The following is a 17,663-nucleotide window of genomic DNA, read 5'->3' as shown; positions in this document are numbered from 1 at the left end:
CATGACACGAAAGCTGTCCGTAGCGACAGGAAACTATTCGCGAAAAGTTTCTTACATGGCATGACACGAAAGCTGTCCATAGCGGCAGGAAACTATTCGCAAAAAGTTTTCTATACGGCATGACACGAAAGCTGTCCGTAACGGCAGGAAACTATTTGCGAAAAGTTTCCTATCCGGCATGACGCAAATGCGGTTCATAGAGACAGGAAACTGTTGGCGAAAAGTTTCCTGTCCGGCATGACACAGGAGCGGTTCATAGAGGCAGGAAACTATTTGCGAATGGTTTCCTACTCGGCATGACGCAAATGTGGTTCATCGCGGCAGGAAACTATTCGCTAAAAGTTTCCTACAGGGCATGATGCAAATACAGTTCATCGCGTCAGGAAACTGTTTTCGAAAAGTTTCCTACAGGGCATGATACGAAAGCAGTTCATCACGGCAGGAACCTATTTCATAGATGAGATATTTATAGTAAAATAGAGACTGAATATAGATTATCGTTATACAGGAGTCATTATGGATACAGAACACATCAGGAATTTTTCAATTATTGCCCATATCGACCATGGCAAGTCTACCCTGGCGGACCGGCTCATCGAGCTTACCGGTACGGTGCAGAAGAGGGACATGGAGGCCCAGATCCTGGATACCATGGATCTGGAAAGGGAAAGGGGCATTACCATTAAGGAGCAGTCCGTGCGCCTTATGTACAAGTACGAGGACGGAGATACCTATGAACTGAACCTCATCGACACCCCAGGCCATGTGGATTTCAATTACGAAGTGTCCCGCAGTCTGTCTGCCTGCGAAGGGGCTATTCTTATTATTGACGCCACCCAGGGGGTGCAGGCCCAGACCCTGGCTAATGTATACCTGGCCCTGGACCACAATCTGGAAATCATTCCGGTTATCAATAAAATCGACCTGCCCAGCGCGGATATTGACCGGGTGAAGAAGGAAGTGGAAAATATTATCGGCCTCGACATGTCCGATGCCATTCCTGTTTCCGCAAAAACCGGAGAAAATGTGGAGGAAGTGCTGAAACGGATCGTGGAGCAGGTGCCGCCGCCTCCGGATAACAGCAAAAAGCCGCTGCGCTGCCTGATTTTTGATTCCATTTTTGATTCTTACAAAGGGGCCATTGCCTATGTACGGGTCATGGACGGTGAAATCAAGCCGGGCATGAATATCCGCATGATGGCTTCCGGCAAGGTGTATACGGTGACGGAGGTGGGCTATTTCTCCCCCTTCCCCAAGGCCTGCGATGTTCTTACCTGCGGCTCTGTGGGATATGTGGCAGCCAGCATTAAGAATGTGCAGGACTGCGAAGTGGGGGATACCATTACCACCGCAGAAAACGGCGCCGCCGAAGCCCTGCCGGGGTACAGGAAGGCGCTCCCCATGGTATTCTGCGGCCTGTATCCCATCGAAAGCAAGGATTATGACAATCTGAAGGAAGCGCTGGAAAAGCTCAAGCTAAATGACGCAGCCCTGGAATTCGTACCGGAAACCTCCCAGGCCCTGGGATTCGGTTTCCGCTGCGGCTTCCTTGGCCTCCTTCATATGGACGTGGTGCAGGAAAGGCTGGAGAGGGAATACCATCTGAAGCTCATCACCACGGCGCCATCGGTTATTTACCATGTATTCAAAACTGATGGCACCATGGTGCCGGTGGACAACCCGGCAGAACTGCCGCCTATGACAAAAATCGAACATATCGAAGAACCGGTGGCCAAGGTGGACATCCTGGTGCCTTCGGACATGGTGGGGAACGTGATGGAACTGGTGCAGAACCGCCGGGGCGTATTCCAGACCATGGAATACCTGGATGAAACCAGGGTGGACCTGTCCTACAAGATTCCTCTGTCGGAAATCATTTTCGATTTCTTTGATAAATTGAAATCCTGCACCAAAGGATATGCGTCCCTGGACTACCAGCTGGACGGCTACCAGAAAACCGATGCAGTGAAGCTGGATATCCTCTTGAACGGGGATCTGGTGGATGCCCTGTCCATTATCGTCCACAGGAGCAATGCTCCTGCAAGGGGCCGGGCGCTGGCGCTGAAGCTGAAGGACATCATTCCCCGCCAGCAGTTCGAAGTGCCCATTCAGGCGGCTATCGGCAGCAAAATTATTGCCAGGGAAACCATCAAAGCCTATAAAAAAGACGTTCTTGCCAAGTGCTACGGCGGCGACGTAACCCGTAAGAAGAAACTGCTGGAAAAGCAGAAGGAAGGGAAGAAACGGATGAAACAGGTAGGCAGCGTGGAAATCCCGCAGGAAGCATTCATGGCGGTTCTGAAAGATGACTGACCTGGGGCTCTATATTCATATACCCTTCTGTAGAAGCCGCTGTGCATACTGCGGCTTCTATTCCGTTGGGACAAAGCCGGATGACCGCTTTATCAGGGCCCTGGCAAAGGAAATGGAAATGAGGAGTCCTGATTTCAGAGACCGCCTCTGCGATACCATCTACCTGGGCGGCGGTACCCCTTCCTCCCTCACGGAAAAGCAGCTTGCAGAGGTCATGGAAAATATTCGGAAATATTTCCATATTTCCCCAAATGCTGAAATTACCATGGAAATGAATCCCTGCGACATGACGGACTCCTATCTTAGAAACGCCAGGGCCCTTGGCATCAACCGGATTTCCGTGGGCGTACAGAGCCATGACGACCGGCTTCTTCGGAAAATCGGACGGCTTCATACGGCCTCGGAAGCGGAAAAGGCTGTCAAAAGGGCCTATGCCCTTGGCTTTCATAATATAAGCATTGACCTGATGTACGAGCTGCCGGGACAGAGGGTGGAAGATTTTAGGAAATCCCTGCTCTGGGCGGTGCACCTGCCCATTACCCATGTGTCCGTATACAGCCTCATTCTGGAAGAGGGTACCCGCTTTGCCCAGCTGGCGGAAAAAGGGCTCCTTCAGCGGCCTACGGAAGAGGTGAGCTGGGCCATGTATCAGGACATGTGCCGTATCCTTCCCCATTACGGCTTTGAACGGTATGAAATATCCAGCTTTGCCAGAAAGGGATACCGTTCCCGGCACAACAGGAAGTACTGGGAGATTTCCGACTACCTGGGCCTGGGGCCGGCCGCTTCCTCCCGCATTGGAAGGACAAGATTCACCATAAGCCCCGGCGTCAGGCTCTATGAAAAAGAACTTCTCACCGGCGGAAAGCCGCCGGCAGAGGTAGAAAACTTATCAGAAAAGGATGAAATGGAGGAATACTGCTTTCTTCACCTTCGCATGAAGGAAGGTATTCCGCTGGAGGATTTCGAAAAGCGATATGGACATCCTCTGGCCTACTGGTATAAAAAACAGGTGGACATGCTGAAAAAGCAGAAACTTCTGAAAGAAGAGAAGGGCCATCTCTTCCTCACCTATCATGGTTCAGCCCTGGGAAACTACGTGTTTGAGCAGTTCCTGAGAGATGAATAAAAAATGGAAAATGATGAATGCCGGCTCCGGATAGGGACGGCATTCATTTATATTTTTTCGTATTTCCCCTTTTCTTTTTTCCTTTATTGGATTATCATAGGGATAACCCTTTGGAATAAAATTTCATAAGGAATACGAAGCATCGCGGCTTTCTGACGGGGAAACCCGTGAATTTCAGCTGCGATGACTTTTTTATTGGAGGGAGATTTTGTTATGCCTGTTTCTTACATGGAAATCAATCTGAATGCACTTCGTCACAATCTGAGAGTCATCCGTCATCATCTGCCCAAAGAGGTGAATGTACTGGCCGTTGTAAAGGCCAATGCCTATGGCCATGGCACCGTAGAAACGCTCCGCATTGCGATGGAAGAAGGATATACCGCCGCTGCCGTAGCCCGGGTGGAAGAAGGAGCCGAACTCCGCGAAGCCGGATTTACCTGCCCCATTTATGTGCTGGGCCTTCCTCTTCCGGAAGACATGCTCATGGGCGTGAAATACGACCTTACCCTGCCGGTGGACGACACGGTGGATTTGGACGCTTTTGAAGATATTGCCAAAGGCGCCGGCAAGACAGTGGAAGTGATGATGCCTATTGATACAGGCATGAACCGTATCGGCACCCATCCGGAGGATGTGAAGTCCTTCCTGAAGAAACTGGCTCTCTATCCCCATCTTCATCTCCATGGCACCTGGACCCATATGGCCACCGCTGACTGCAAAGACAAATCCGCTGCTCTGAAACAGCTGGACCGCTTCGATGAAGCCATTGCCCAGATGCCCGTCACCGACGATTTCGTCATTTCCTCCGCCAACAGCGCCGGCGTCATCGACATCCCCAAAAGCTGGCACAACCTGGCCCGCCCGGGCATCATTATCTACGGACCCCAGCCTTCCGATGAAATGGAAAACAAGCTGGACCTCCAGTACGTCATGCGCATCGTCAGCCATGTCACCCATGTACAGACCCTTCACAAAGGCGAAGCCATCGGCTATGGCGGCACCTATGTGGCAGAAAAAGACATGAAGACCGCTACCGTCCCCATCGGCTATGCCGACGGTTATCCACGCTGCCTCTCCAATAAGGGAGAAGTCCTCATCGGCGGAAAACGCTGCCCCATTATCGGCCGGATCTGCATGGACCAGTTCATGGCGGCAGTAGATGACTCCGTAAAACCGGGGGATGAAGTCATCCTCATGGGCAGACAGGGAGAAGGAGAAATCACCCTGGACGAAGTGGCAAAGACCGCCGGCACCATTCCCCACGAAATCACCTGCGACCTGAAGAGAATTCCCCGGGTTTTCGTGGAAAAATAAAAAAGACTTTCCTTTATCCGCTCTTTATGCTATAATACTCCTTGTTAGGCGTCTATAGCTCAGTGGATAGAGCACTGGTCTCCGGAACCAGGTGTCGAGAGTTCGAATCCCTCTAGACGCACCAGAAATAAGCCGATACTATCGGATAAAATAAAAAGCACCCATAAAAGCCCATGAAAATGGGGGCAATTTGTGGGGGAATTTTAAAAGCTGAAAAAGAGATATTCCATGAAAAGGATATCTCTTTTTTCATGTTCTTTATCTATGAATTATGGAAGCCGTTTAAGAGATTTTCCAGTCATACATATCTTTCAAGCAGCCTCAGGATGGCTGGGGACGCGGCTGTTGTTTAAGAAGATGAACTGTACTTTTCGGATTTCCATTCCTTTATGCTTGTCCTTCATTTTTACCTTTAATCGAATGTCTGCATATACTTAGGCTTAGGAAATGTACTGCGCAGCCCATCAATGTGCTCATATAAGTCAGCTTTGATAGGAGCCCACATTGGATCCTGAATAAAATCAATACCTTCACGTCTGGCAAATTTAGCTGCCGGTACGAAATCGCTATCTCCTGAAATCAGAACAATTTGGCTGACCTGTTTCTTCAGAGCAAGTGAAGTTATATCAATACCGATTCGCATATCTACACCTTTTTGCTTTACATCCATGAAGAAATCATCTTCTGTTAATGAATCCCATGAAATCGTGCCGGCACATAATTTCTTTATCTGCCTGTAGCTAATATTCCATGTTACATTTATATCATCAATTCGTCCTAAACGAAGAGCAACTTTCCTCTTCCTTTTTAATGCTTCATGCAATGAGAGGCGCCAAATGCTGCGTTCAGATTTTGACATATCAATTTGCATTTTCAAAAAAGGATGGTAGATTTTATTTTGCAGGGGAGGGCAGTCATAAAAGAAAATACGGTATAATCGGTTGTCTTCTCTGGGATAAGCGTTAGCTGGATCCTTGGACCGGTGAGCTTTTACATGCTGCATGGCGAAATAATGAAGCTGGTCCGCCAGTGCATCCGGTTCTAAAGGACCGAAAATATGCAAGGCTCTCTTTATAAAGAAAGCTCCATCTACAAGTACTGCCACATTTTCCATTGATAAGACCTCTTTTCATAATAAAAATCCCTTGGGGTCGGCTTTCTCAGGACAAATTGAGAAGCTTACTGCCAAGGGATAGATATCAAGGTATGTAACTGATTACACGTTCATGATATCGCATATTGGCAGGTTTGTCAATTCATATATATTGCATAATAAGTGTCCACATGAACTGCGTGATTGGCCTATTTTTGTTGGAAAATAAATATATCATCCATTTTATAGACGCCTGCAAATCATTATCTATCATACTGTCATTATTCCGGGCAGGCTGATTTGCGAACTGCCCGGTAAGGCCAGATAGTTTGAAATATGCTACTCCGGGAAGCTTGAACAGCTTTTGGAATTTTGGGGAATATATGAAGAGATATCAGTTCCTTTTCAAATTGGAGTGCTTCCATGGAAGTTCATCAGCGCTAAGATCTGCTTTCCTCCTTTTCATTCGGTCATATTTATCTATGGCTGTGGCAGTTTCACTTTTTGTATACATTATATTTGTAAATCCGCACAAACACAATAAAAAACTGCACAAATGAGAAAAATACGGATATTCCATATGGGAAGGATGGTGGGAAAATGATAAATGTTGGAAAGTTAAAAGGGTATGCCCACAGAGGACATTTCAAAATTTATTAAGTTTGATAAACTTGACACTTACCATTTGAGTGCTTTGGCTTGATGGCCGGGGCGGCGTATGATAAAGTAGAAATGCGGATGGAAAGACATAAACCCGATAGGTATAATTTAGGAAAGTAATGATTCATTCATAGAGTTTGCTTTTAAAGGAGGACCTATGGACAAGGACGAAAAGACAGATTCCCTGGAAGATAGGGAACTGACGGAGGAAGAGCTTGCAGAATTCATGGCATCCTATAAGAAGGAGCTGGCCCACATTTACAAGATGGCCAGTGCCAAGAAAGCATTCATGGCCCGCCAGAAGCTGCCGAACCTGAAGGAAGCCCTGGAGGAATGCGACCGGGATATGAGGAATGACATTGACGAGCTGAAAAAGAAATACGGCATTCATTATTGATGCTTTCTCATTGAAATCTAATTTGAAAAAAGAAGCGCCGTATGGTATATTATCCATGTCGCTTGATGGAGGCGGCGGCACTGAAAAATCTTTTGAAATCAAATAAAAAAAGATTTGACAGAATGCCTCGAAAATGATATAATCATTTTCGTTGAACGGACCATTAGCTCAGCTGGCAGAGCACCTGACTCTTAATCAGGGTGTCCGGGGTTCGAACCCCTGATGGTCCACCAGAATTTACATCCCACGAACTTTCGTGGGATTTTTTATTGTATAATGCAGGTTTATCAGCGAGTCCGATGGAGTCAGCCGCCAAAGGCGGCATATTAAATTCATTGCCCGAAGGGCAATCCACAACCCTCAGATGTGAAGCGTCTGCCAAATCTAAGAACCTTTGCGCCGGCAGGCGCATCAAACTTTAGAACCCGCATACCGCAGGCACAGGCCTCTCCCTTTGGGCCATAGAATCCCCCTGCCATTTATGATAAAATAAGGCAAAACGGGAAAAATTCTTCGGAGGTGTCCTATGAAATACAGAAGTACCAGAAGTAATGAAACAGTGACGGCATTAGAGGCGCTGGTGAAGGGCCTGGCCGATGACGGCGGCCTGTATGTGCCGGAAGCACTGCCTGCTCCCTTTCTCCATGCCGATGAACTGAAAGATATGAGTTATGAGGAGCTGGCGGCCTTTGTGCTGTCCCATTTCCTTACAGATATTCCGGAAGAGAAACTCAGGAAGCTGACCCACAGTGCCTATACCGGTACCTTTGAGACGGAAGAAATCGTACCGGTGAAGCCTCTTTCCCAGGCTTTTTCCATGGCGGAAATGTTCCATGGCAGAACCTGCGCCTTCAAGGATCTGGCCCTTTCCCTTTTCCCGTACCTCCTTGTGTATGCCAAAAAGGAAGAGAAGGATGGAAAGGAAATCCTTATCCTCACTGCCACCTCCGGCGATACGGGTAAAGCGGCGCTGGAAGGGTTCCGCGATGTGCCCGGCGTCCATATTATGGTATTCTACCCATCCCATGGCGTAAGTCCTCTCCAGAAGGACCAGATGCAGAAACAGCTGGGGAGCAATGTGAAGGTGGTGGGTATTGAAGGCAATTTTGATGATGCCCAGGGCACGCTGAAGCAGGTCTTCGGCAGCAGCCTCAGGAAGGAAGAGGCGGAAAAGGGAGTCCTTTTCTCCAGTGCCAATTCCATCAATATCGGCCGTCTCCTGCCTCAGGTGGTGTACTATGTATGGATCTGGCTGAAGCTTTTGAAAAACGGCTCCATCGGCCCTGATGAAACATTCAACGTGGTGGTGCCCACCGGCAACTTCGGAAATATTCTGGCTGCCTGGCTGGCGAAACAGGTGGGGGCACCTATCGGACAGCTCATCTGTGCATCCAATGAAAATAAGGTGCTGGCTGATTTCTTTGAAACCGGCATCTACGACATTAACCGTCCCTTCTACATGACCGAAGCACCTTCCATGGATATTCTCATTTCCTCCAATTTTGAACGGTTCCTCTACTACCTCACCGGCTCTGCAGAAAAGGTGAAGGAAAGCATGGAAATGCTTAAAAAAGAAGGAAAATATGAAGTATCCAAAGAAGCCTTTGCAAAAGCGGGCATGGAAATGAAGGGGGGCTGGGCTTCTCCGGAAGATATGAGCCGCGTGATGAGTGAAGTGTATGAAACCTACGACTACCTCATGGATCCCCATACCGCCGTGGCCTATGCGGTCTATGACCATTTGAGAAGGGAAGGAAAGATTCCTCGCCATTCCCACACCGTCATCATCAGTACAGCCCATCCCTATAAATTCCCCGGCGTGGTAGCCAAAGCCCTGGGACTTCCGGAAATGGAAAGTCCCTATGATACCCTTCGTGAAATCGCGGATAAGACGGGCATTCCCCTTCCCAGACAGCTGGGTGAACTGGAAAGCCGTCCGAAACGGTTTACGGAGACCGTGGACCGCAAAGATATGGCCGATACCATCCGTTCCTATGCAGAGGAAATCTTACAGGGAAATAGGAAATAGTCCATTTTTATTTCATAGAAACAGCCAGAAAGCGGGCTCCTGTGAGCCTGCTTTCTGGCTTCTTTTAAAAAGTATGGTAAATCCGAATTTTACAGGGCCATGGATTTAAAATTCTTTAAAATAATGGTATCATATATTTATAGAATAGCAGTTAATATAGCCATATAATCATAGTCTTTTATTTCCCCGGTATGAGGAAATTCCGGAAAGACAGAAATTGCTGTTTTACAGGCATTTTGCATATCCTTTGCATGTAATAGGGGCTTTTTATGAGATATCGAAATTGGAACGAGAAGGGAGAGCGGAAATTCCGGCTTTCCGTACTGGCATTATTGATATTGGTACTGGCGTCTATTCAACTCTTCGACCCTACTTTTTATCCCACGGTGTATCATTTATCTAAGGATGGAGATCTACGGGGGACCATTGCCTATCTGCACAGCTTCGGCATATATGCCGTGTTCATGAGCTTTTTCATTGATGTGGTTATCAATATCGTTGGATTTCTGCCGTCTATCTTTATTTCTACCGCCAACGGCCTCATATTCGGCCTGTTCTGGGGTGTCATCATTTCCTGGCTGGCAGAGACGGTGGGAGTTATTATTTCTTTCTATGTCATGCGTACCCTTTTCAGAGGTATGGCCATGAATATTATCAACAAGAGTAAGACATTGAAAAAGCTTGATTCCTATGATTCCTGGCAGGCCATTGCAGCGGCCAGGGCTATCCCTTATATGCCCAATGGCCTTGTGACAGCCATTGCCGCCCTTTCCAGTATGCACTTCCGCCCCTATGCACTGGGATGCCTCATCGGAAAACTGCCTTCCACGGCGCTGGAAGTAGTCCTTGGTCACGATGTGGTGAATATGGAGGAACATGCTCTTCGCCTCACCATCCTCATTATTCTGGTCACTCTTATTTATGGAGGCGTCTGGTATTACAACCGTAAGAGAAATCGGAAAAATCAGGGATAAGTAAAAAGACAGGACCAAATGGAGTCCGGTGAAATAAATGCGGCGCCCTTATACTGTAAGGACGCCGTTTTACGTGATAAAACTGTATTCGAAGTGCACTTTCCCATATAGGGTATAATAAAGAAAATGGAAAGGAGGTATGCCATGGAACCGAAAAGTACGGACAGCAGCGGCCTGTTTTTTATCAAAAGGCTGATTCAGCGGTTTAATGATGACAATGTGACTGCCATGGCGGCGGAAGCCACCTACTATTTCATCCTGGGCCTCATTCCGTTCATGATTTTCCTGGTGAACAGTATGCTTTTCTTCGCCGCTCCCCAGATTCATGTGATTCTGAGTCTCCTTTCCTATCTTCCGGCGGATGTAGCGGTGGCCATGGAGGCCAATATCCTCCGTATTATCCAGGCCAGAAGCTCCATATGGCTTTTCATCGGTCTTGCCGGCGCCCTGTGGACCTCCTCCCAGGGGGTGGATACGCTGATTCGCTCCACGGATCTGGCGGTGTACGGCGACAGGAACAGACAGTCCTACATCCGGGTGAATGCGAAATCCATCATCTTCACCCTTTTCATTTCCTTCGCCATGATTCTGTCCCTGGGGCTCATCGTCTTCGGCAACGCTGTGGTTTATGCCATAGCCTACTATTTCCATGTACCGGAAATCCTTCTGAAACTGTGGACGGTGGTGAAATTCGGCATCCCCTTCGTCATCATCGCCTTCTCCCTGGCCGCCTTCTATGAATACGCTCCTGCCGGCAGAAGGTCCGACTGGAAACGGGTCATCACCACCGCTTTTCTGGTGACATCCATCTGGATTGCCCTGACTGCCGCCTACGGCTATTACATTCTCCACGTGTCCTCCATGGGCATTACCTACGGCTCCCTCATCGGCCTTGTGGTCCTCTTCATCTGGTTCCACCTGGCAGCCATCGTCATCATTACGGGAGGAGAACTCATACAGACCTGGGGAGAAACGGTGGAAAGGACACGCCCGGAAGGGCATGAGGGTTCTGAGGGTTCGGCCCGCTGAAAGCGGGCTGGTTCAAAGGGTTCGGCGCCCTTTGGGCGCGAAGGGTTTTGGTAGGCGCGCAGCCGCATGGCGGCTGGGATTGGGAATCGAAGATCGGGGCCGGGATAATTTAGTGGCTGGTAGCTGGTGGCTGGTAGCTAGTGGCTAGTGGCTAGTGGCTAGTGGCTGGAAAAACCATACAACCGCCCTTGCGGGCGATGGAAATGCATCCCTTCTGCCTACGGCACCTCCACCTAAAGGTGAAACGACTCACTACATTTTGCGCGTCGCTGGCGCTCCTTCAAAATGTGTTCGCTGTGCACCCCGGAGGGGGGAGGTTTGCTCTATGCTTCCCTTAGAGCTAACTTAAGCTGCTCAATGTATAGCGATGCTAAAATTTCCCCCGCAAGCGGGGGCACAATAAAGCAGAGGAGAACCCTTTGAACCCGGGCCCGTTGGGCCCGCCCCCTTTGGTGGCTGGCGCCACCACCTTTCCCCCAGCGAAGCTGGGTGGGACAATAAAATGGGGGATAACCCGCTGAACCGTTTCAATAAAAAAACAGTGTCCCATTAAAGAGGACACTGTTTTTTATTTCACAGGATTATTTCACCTGCACCTGCACAGCAGACTTGGATTCCATTTCTTCTTCATCCCGTCCTACGCACCAGGAGGCGAAGAGGGAGCCGGACACATTGTGCCATACGGAGAAGATAGCACCGGCGATGCCGCCGGCAGCGGTGAAGTACATGAGGGCCAGGGTGGAGGCGAGGCCGGAGTTCTGCATGCCTACTTCGATGGCCATGGCCCGGATCTGGGCTTTGTTCATACCGAATTTCTTTGCGCAGAAGAAACCCAGAGCCATGCCGCCCAGGTTGTGGAGAATGACCACGGCCAGGATGATGAGACCGTTATCCAGAATGGTGCGGCCGGAGAGGGATACCACGCAGCCTACAGTGAAGATGATGACCAGGGCGGAGAGCATGGGCATCACTTTGGTGACCTTTGCCACCTGCCTTGGGAAGAAGTAGTTGAACCCTACGCCTGCCAGCAGGGGGAGAAGCACCATTTTCACAATGGACAGCATCATGGAAGTGAAGCTGATATCCACCCAGGCACCGGCAATGAGCCAGATGAGGAAGGGGGTGACAAAGGGGGCCAGGATGGTGTTCACCATGGTCATGGAAACGGAGAGGGCCACGTCGGCGTGGGCAATGTAGGAAATCACATTGGACGCGGTGCCGCCGGGGCAGCAGCCTACCAGCACCACGCCGATAGCAATGGCAGGAGGCAGGGCAAAGAGCTTAATGAGCACAAAGGCAAGCCCCGGCATGATGATGAACTGGAGAAGACTGCCCAGAGCCACGTTCTTTGGCTGTTTGAATACATTCTGGAAATCCTTCGGCGTAAGGCTCATGCCCATGCCGAACATGATGATACCCAGCATGATGGGGATATAGGGGGCAAGAGGCTTCATGACAGAGGGCACGAAGATACCGAAAATGCCGGCCAGTATGACCCCCACCGCCATGTAGCGGGTACAGATACGGATGATTTTATCAAGCATAGGAAACTCCTTTATGGAAATATTCCTTCCGGGAGCATCCTTCACGGAATGTCCGGAAGGAATGGAAAAAAGGGACGATCAGCCGATTTCCCTTTCTTTTTCTGCGCCCCTTGTTTTCAGGGGATGGTTCTTTTCATCCACCATGACTACCTTCGGCACGAAGGTGCGGGCTTCTTTTTCATCCATCTGGGCATAGGCAATGATGATGACCACGTCCCCGATGGCAGTGCAGCGGGCGGCAGCACCGTTCAGGCAGATGACGCCGCTTCCCCGCTTGCCGGGGATGGTGTAGGTTTCCAGACGGGCACCATTGTTGTTATTGCAGATCTGCACCCTTTCTCCAGGAAGGATGCCTGCTGCGTCCATCAGATCCTCATCGATGGTAATGCTTCCCATGTATTCCAGATTTGCTTCCGTTACGGTGGCTCTATGGATTTTGCCGTGCATCATGGTGTATGTCATTATTCTGCCTCCAGTACTACATTATCAATCAGTCTTGTCTTGCCGAATTTGACAGCCACAGCCAGCAGGGCTTTCCCTGTAATATTTTCTCCGATTTCCGTAAGACCGGGCATACCGTACATTTCCACATAGTCAATGTCACTCATGGGCTCCGATTTGATTTCCTCTGTTACCTGGGTAATCAGTTTTTCCTTGTTTCTTTCACCCTTGTCAAAAGCTTCCCTGGCATGCTTCAAACTTCTGGAAAGCACCAGGGCTGCCTTGTGTTCTTCCGGGGAAAGATAAACATTCCGGGAACTTCTGGCCAGACCGTCTGCTTCCCGGACGATAGGCATAATGCGGAGAGTTACATTCATGAAAAGATCCTCCACCATGCGCTGAAGCACCTGGGTCTGCTGGGCGTCCTTCAGACCGTAGTAGGCACGGTCGCATTCCGTAAGGTTGAAGAACTTGGTGCATACCGTGGCAACTCCTCTGAAATGGATGGGGCGGGTGCGGCCGCAGAGAACTTTGGTAATGGGACCGCATACCTCTACCCAGGTAGGATCCTTATGGGGATACATTTCCTCCGGGGACGGAGCAAAGAGAAGGTCTGCGCCCGCATCTTCCGCAATTTTCATGTCGTGGTCCAGAGTTCTTGGATACTTGGCATAGTCTTCATTGGGACCGAACTGGGTGGGATTGACGAAAACCGTGGTGATGGTCACATCATTTTCAGCGTGGGCCGCTTTGATGAGGGACGCATGGCCCTCATGAAGGGCACCCATGGTGGTCACAAGACCGATGGTCTTTCCTTCCTTCTTACACTGGTGTACAAACTTTTTCAGTTCACTGATTTTGTGGCAAAGAATCATTTTCTGCCGTCCTTCCCGGGAAAATTTCCCTACTGCTTTTCTGCAACAACGGGACAGGATTTCAATGAAAAAACGCATCCCAAAAGGAATGCGTCTTTTTAATCCCACCGGAAAACTGCTGCTCTGCAGTCAGCGCCCCGGAAATCACAAAAGGGCACCCGAAAAGGATGCCCTGCTTTTGAAATCTCTGCATTCGTCTCGGTCATTACAATCCAAGCGATATGAATTTTTTTTGGAAAATATGGGCCGAAATCTTTCCCCCTCTGCAGCCGCTGAAGCTCCCTGGGGATACTACGCAGCCATCACAAGAAAATCTTTCCAAAGGCCTGCCTGTCCATGTCATTTCAAGCTCTCCCGAATGGAGATGCCCCTATGAGGCCAAAACAGACATATCTTCCAATAGAAAGAATACTACCTGAGAAAGGAGATGTCAAGGAAAAGGGCTGCCTTCGGCAGCCCGGGTTCAGAAGGCTTAAAGGGTGCAAAGGGGGAAGGTGGGCGGCTGCGCTGCCAGTTTAGAGAAAACCGGTGTAGTGTACTAGTGTGCTGGTAAAACCTTACAACCGGGCTAACGCCCGTAGGAAAACAAGCCAAACTCGCTCCGCTCGTTGGAAAACCATACAACCGCCCTGGCGGGCGCTGGAAATGCACCCCTTCTGCCGCCTGCGGCGGCGTCTCTCCACGGGAAAGCATGTCACTGGATTTTCGGGGCGTTTCACTCCCCTACAAATCCAGTTCCTTTGCCACCCCGGAGGGGCAGATTTGCTTTACGCTTCCCTTAGTGCTAACTTAAGTTGCTCAGTCTATAGCGGCGCTAGTACTTCCCCCTCCGGGGGAAGTACCGCCGTAGGCGGGGATAGGGGTGCATTTCCAATGCGCCGAAGGCGCGGTTTGCTTGTTTTCCCTTCGCCCGCCAGGGCGGTTGTAAAGGTTTTATCCAAACTGGCGCCCCTTATTTTCAAAGGGCGCCTACCACCACCCTTTGAACCTTCTGAACCCTTTGAACCTTCTGAACCCTTTCCCTATTTCATCCTCACCGTCAATACAAAGGCAATTCTTCCATCTTTATACTCCACGGTGAGGGGGATGGAGAGGAGGGAGGAGAGCTCCCGGGCTATGGAGAGGCCTATGCCGTAGCCCGATTTTTTGCTGTTGTGGGATTCGTCGTTCCGGTAGAACCTTTCGAAGAAGCGGCGGTAGTCCACGTCTTTTCCGTCTTTGTAGTCGTTGGATACGGCAAGGCGGAGGGTGTCCTTTTTCTTTCCTCTTTCTGCGGAAAGAAGGATGGTGCCTCCATCGTCGCAGTATTTCACCGCGTTGTCCAGGAGGATGTGGAGGATTTCGGAGAGGTATTTTTCATCGCTCTTGACGGTGAGGCCTTCTTCGCAGGACAGGGTGAGTTTCTTTCCCTGGTCTTTGGCCAGCAGCTCGAAGTCTTCCTGCAGATGGGTGAACATATTCTTTACGGAGAAGGAGACAAACTGCAGCTGTGCCTTGGTGGCTTCTCCTGCCTTGGAGAGGAGGATGAGGTGGCTGATGAGGCCGGACATGCGGCGCACCTGTTTGATAATGCCTTCGGTCCACTGGTTCTTTCCGTTCATCATTTCCATGGCTTCCGCATTCACGGAAATGATGGCCAGCGGCGTTTTCAGCTCATGGCTGGCATTGGTGATGAACCGCTTCTGGTTCTCCAGATTTCTTACGAAGGGGGCAATAGCCCGGTTGGAGAGAAAGGCGAAAATGATGACGTAGAGGACGATGCAGAAAAAGCCGAACCATACGGAGTAGGAGAGGAAGGTATGCACGTCTGCAAATTCTCTGGTGCAGTCCAGAATGACCAGCAGGGTGCCGCCATCGGACAGGCTTGTCTTCATGAAGCCGTAGCGGGCTTTGTTCTTCTGCAGGAAACCGCTGTCCAGAGGGGAGGAGAGGGCGGTTTTGGCAAATTCCACGGCCTGCTCTTCGGAAAAAGCTATGATATTTTTCACGTTTACTGCGGTAATCCGGTTATCGCTGTCAAGGCGGAGGGAGAAATACCTTGTCTGGTAGGCGAATTCCGGCGTGTCTTCCGGCCAGGTGACGCCGGGGAAGAAGTCCTTTCCCCAGGAAGAGGTATCGCTGGGCCGATAGCGGGAGGGCATGACGCCGCCGTTCTGGGAAATATAGGTCATGGTGTCAAGGCAGTGCTGCCGCATGGCGTAGAAACCCATCATATTAATGAGACCCAGAGCCCCGGCCACGATGATGAAGATGGCCAGGGTGGCGAGAAAGATGAACCGGCGGCGCAGTCTTTTGATGAGATTCATGCTAGTCCTCCCGCAGGGTGAGTTTGAAATCTTTTCCTTCTTCCCCCTCTATGGCAAGGTCCGAATTAATGGCGGAGAGTTTTTCCCGAAGGTAGGAAATATAAATCCACACCACGCTTTCATCCACCCCTTCCTCTCCGCTCCAGATTTTCTGGAAAATGTAGGAGGTGGCAAGAGGTTTTCCTTCATGCAGCATGAGAAGCTTCATGAGCTTCGTCTCCTTGCCGGAAAGACGGATGGAATTGTGTGCGGAAAGTTCCTGCTCCTCCGTGTCCAGGCTGGTGGAGCCGGCGGAGAGGGTGGAGGGGGTGAAATCCTTTCCCCTTCTGGTGAGGGAACGGATGCGGGCCAGAAGCTCGCCGATGGCAAAGGGTTTGGTGAGGTAATCGTCGGCACCGGCGTCAAGGCCTGTAATGCGGTCATCCACCTCGGACTTGGCGGTGAGCATGATCACCGGCGTCACATCACCGGCGGCGCGGATTTCCTTCAAGGCGGTAATGCCGTCCTTCACAGGCATCATGATGTCGAAGACCATGCAGTCGTAACTGGTGCGGGCGGCCAGGTCCATTGCCACGGCGCCGTTTTCCGCCCAATCCACATCGAAGCCCTGGTGTTTCATAATGGCAATCAGTACATCGGCCATATCTTTTTCATCTTCAGCAAGCAGTATACGCATAGGTTCTCCTTTATCTCAATTCAAATCAGTGCTCCTGGCGGATGAGGTTCCGTATGGTCTGCATGGACAGATCACAGGAAGCCAGCTCATCGGCGCAGCGCTTCAGTTCCCGGGTAATCATTTCCGGATTCTTGATGTTCTTCTTGTACTTCATCTGGTGCTCCAGACTGGCCCAGGAATCCATGGCAATGGTACGGAGCTGGATTTCCGCAAAGAAATGGCCCGGATTTCGACCCTTCACATCGGGAAAAGGTGTTTCCATCTCCACAATCAGGTGGCAGCTGCGGTAGCCGTTGGGCTTGGCGCTTTTGATGTAGTCCTTTTCCTTTACAACGGTGCAGCCGGGAATGGAACGGATGAAATCCATATTTTCGTAAATATCATTGAGAAAGCAGCACACAATGCGGATGCCGATGGCATCGTGGATGTCATAGAGGGCGGAGGCGGCGTTTTCCGGAAGGCCTTTCCGGCGGCACTTCTCCCGCATACTGTCCTCCGACTTAATGCGGTAAATCAGGTGCTCATAGGCCGCTTCCCCGGTCTCTTCCTTCCGCCGAGCGCTGAAATCTTCGATTTGGGAAACGATGGAGTGAAGGACTTGGGGCAGCGCGTCCTTCCAGGCGCCGTATATAGATTCGTTCATGGCAGTTCTCTTTCTTAAAAATAATATGTCTTATTATACCATGAAAAGAATAAGGAATTATAAATTTTCGGCTTTTGGTCAATTTTAAACCGTTGCTGTTCCTCCGCCCTCCGGCGACACCTCCTATGGAAAGAAGACTTTCGCTCTTCGTTATGCCGCACTGATGACACAAACGTAAATCCCGTAACGTCCTTGCCCACCCCTGCCCAAGGGGTGGGCAAGGACGTTACGGGATTTACG

15 protein-coding genes and 2 tRNA genes are annotated in these 17,663 nt (G+C 50.1%); 10 read left to right on the top strand and 7 right to left on the bottom strand.

From position 1 onward, the window contains the following. Window positions 1-516: 516 nt before the first annotated feature. The 5 genes from lepA (at window position 517) to Q0482_RS07700 (ending at window position 5,109) form a co-directional block, all read left to right on the top strand. Window positions 517-2,313: a translation elongation factor 4 gene (lepA, locus tag Q0482_RS07720; RefSeq protein ID WP_299145226.1), complete on the top strand. Its 1,797-nt coding sequence runs from the start codon at window positions 517-519 to the stop codon at window positions 2,311-2,313. Further along, window positions 2,306-3,442, top strand: a complete 1,137-nt coding sequence (hemW, locus tag Q0482_RS07715) for a radical SAM family heme chaperone HemW (protein ID WP_299145224.1) — start codon at window positions 2,306-2,308, stop codon at window positions 3,440-3,442. Before lepA ends, hemW begins: the two co-directional genes overlap by 8 nt. A 213-nt stretch (window positions 3,443-3,655) precedes the next feature. Then, window positions 3,656-4,756, top strand: a complete 1,101-nt coding sequence (alr, locus tag Q0482_RS07710; RefSeq protein ID WP_299145222.1) for an alanine racemase — start codon at window positions 3,656-3,658, stop codon at window positions 4,754-4,756. A 48-nt stretch (window positions 4,757-4,804) separates the two neighbouring features. Beyond that, a tRNA-Arg gene (locus Q0482_RS07705) sits at window positions 4,805-4,880 on the top strand. A 49-nt stretch (window positions 4,881-4,929) separates the two neighbouring features. Next, window positions 4,930-5,109 (top strand): hypothetical protein, encoded by a 180-nt coding sequence (locus Q0482_RS07700; protein ID WP_299145220.1) that lies wholly within the window; start codon window positions 4,930-4,932, stop codon window positions 5,107-5,109. Window positions 5,110-5,168: 59 nt separating this feature from the next. Here Q0482_RS07700 and Q0482_RS07695 read toward each other — a convergent pair whose 3' ends face one another. Continuing rightward, window positions 5,169-5,870, bottom strand: a complete 702-nt coding sequence (locus tag Q0482_RS07695) for an NYN domain-containing protein (RefSeq protein ID WP_299145218.1) — start codon at window positions 5,868-5,870, stop codon at window positions 5,169-5,171. A 796-nt stretch (window positions 5,871-6,666) separates the two neighbouring features. Between Q0482_RS07695 and Q0482_RS07690 the strand changes: the two genes are divergently transcribed. The 5 genes from Q0482_RS07690 (at window position 6,667) to Q0482_RS07670 (ending at window position 10,938) form a co-directional block, all read left to right on the top strand. Continuing rightward, a complete protein-coding gene (locus tag Q0482_RS07690) occupies window positions 6,667-6,906 on the top strand; it encodes a hypothetical protein (RefSeq protein WP_299145216.1) in 240 nt (79 codons plus the stop codon). A 157-nt stretch (window positions 6,907-7,063) separates the two neighbouring features. Then, a tRNA-Lys gene (locus Q0482_RS07685) sits at window positions 7,064-7,139 on the top strand. 293 nt (window positions 7,140-7,432) lie between these two features. Beyond that, window positions 7,433-8,935, top strand: coding sequence for a threonine synthase (gene thrC, locus Q0482_RS07680; protein WP_299145214.1), 1,503 nt, complete (start codon window positions 7,433-7,435; stop codon window positions 8,933-8,935). Window positions 8,936-9,204: 269 nt separating this feature from the next. Continuing rightward, window positions 9,205-9,909, top strand: a complete 705-nt coding sequence (locus tag Q0482_RS07675) for a TVP38/TMEM64 family protein (protein ID WP_299145210.1) — start codon at window positions 9,205-9,207, stop codon at window positions 9,907-9,909. Between the two features lie 144 nt (window positions 9,910-10,053). Further along, window positions 10,054-10,938, top strand: a complete 885-nt coding sequence (locus tag Q0482_RS07670; protein ID WP_299145208.1) for a YihY/virulence factor BrkB family protein — start codon at window positions 10,054-10,056, stop codon at window positions 10,936-10,938. Between the two features lie 581 nt (window positions 10,939-11,519). On the opposite strand, the gene Q0482_RS07665 is transcribed toward Q0482_RS07670, so the two are convergent. The 6 genes from Q0482_RS07665 to Q0482_RS07640 all read right to left on the bottom strand — a co-directional run bounded on the left by Q0482_RS07665 (window position 11,520) and on the right by Q0482_RS07640 (window position 17,423). Next, on the bottom strand, window positions 11,520-12,482 hold the full coding sequence (locus tag Q0482_RS07665) for a bile acid:sodium symporter family protein (protein WP_299145207.1): 963 nt from the start codon (window positions 12,480-12,482) through the stop codon (window positions 11,520-11,522). Window positions 12,483-12,560: 78 nt separating this feature from the next. Further along, a complete protein-coding gene (gene panD, locus Q0482_RS07660; RefSeq protein ID WP_291057024.1) occupies window positions 12,561-12,944 on the bottom strand; it encodes an aspartate 1-decarboxylase in 384 nt (127 codons plus the stop codon). Beyond that, window positions 12,944-13,876 (bottom strand): pantoate--beta-alanine ligase, encoded by a 933-nt coding sequence (gene panC, locus Q0482_RS07655; protein WP_299145205.1) that lies wholly within the window; start codon window positions 13,874-13,876, stop codon window positions 12,944-12,946. The genes panD and panC overlap by 1 nt, the downstream gene beginning before the upstream one ends. A gap of 944 nt (window positions 13,877-14,820) precedes the next feature. Continuing rightward, entirely contained in the window at window positions 14,821-16,104 is a 1,284-nt protein-coding gene (locus tag Q0482_RS07650; protein WP_299145203.1) for a HAMP domain-containing sensor histidine kinase, read from the bottom strand. Window position 16,105: 1 nt separating this feature from the next. Further along, window positions 16,106-16,780, bottom strand: coding sequence for a response regulator transcription factor (locus Q0482_RS07645; protein WP_299145201.1), 675 nt, complete (start codon window positions 16,778-16,780; stop codon window positions 16,106-16,108). A gap of 25 nt (window positions 16,781-16,805) precedes the next feature. After that, a complete protein-coding gene (locus Q0482_RS07640) occupies window positions 16,806-17,423 on the bottom strand; it encodes a GTP pyrophosphokinase family protein (protein WP_299145199.1) in 618 nt (205 codons plus the stop codon). Window positions 17,424-17,663 lie beyond the last annotated feature (240 nt).

Source organism: uncultured Dialister sp. (assembly GCF_937959425.1).
GTDB lineage: Bacteria > Bacillota > Negativicutes > Veillonellales > Dialisteraceae > Dialister.
This window is presented reverse-complemented; position numbering and strand designations above follow the sequence as displayed.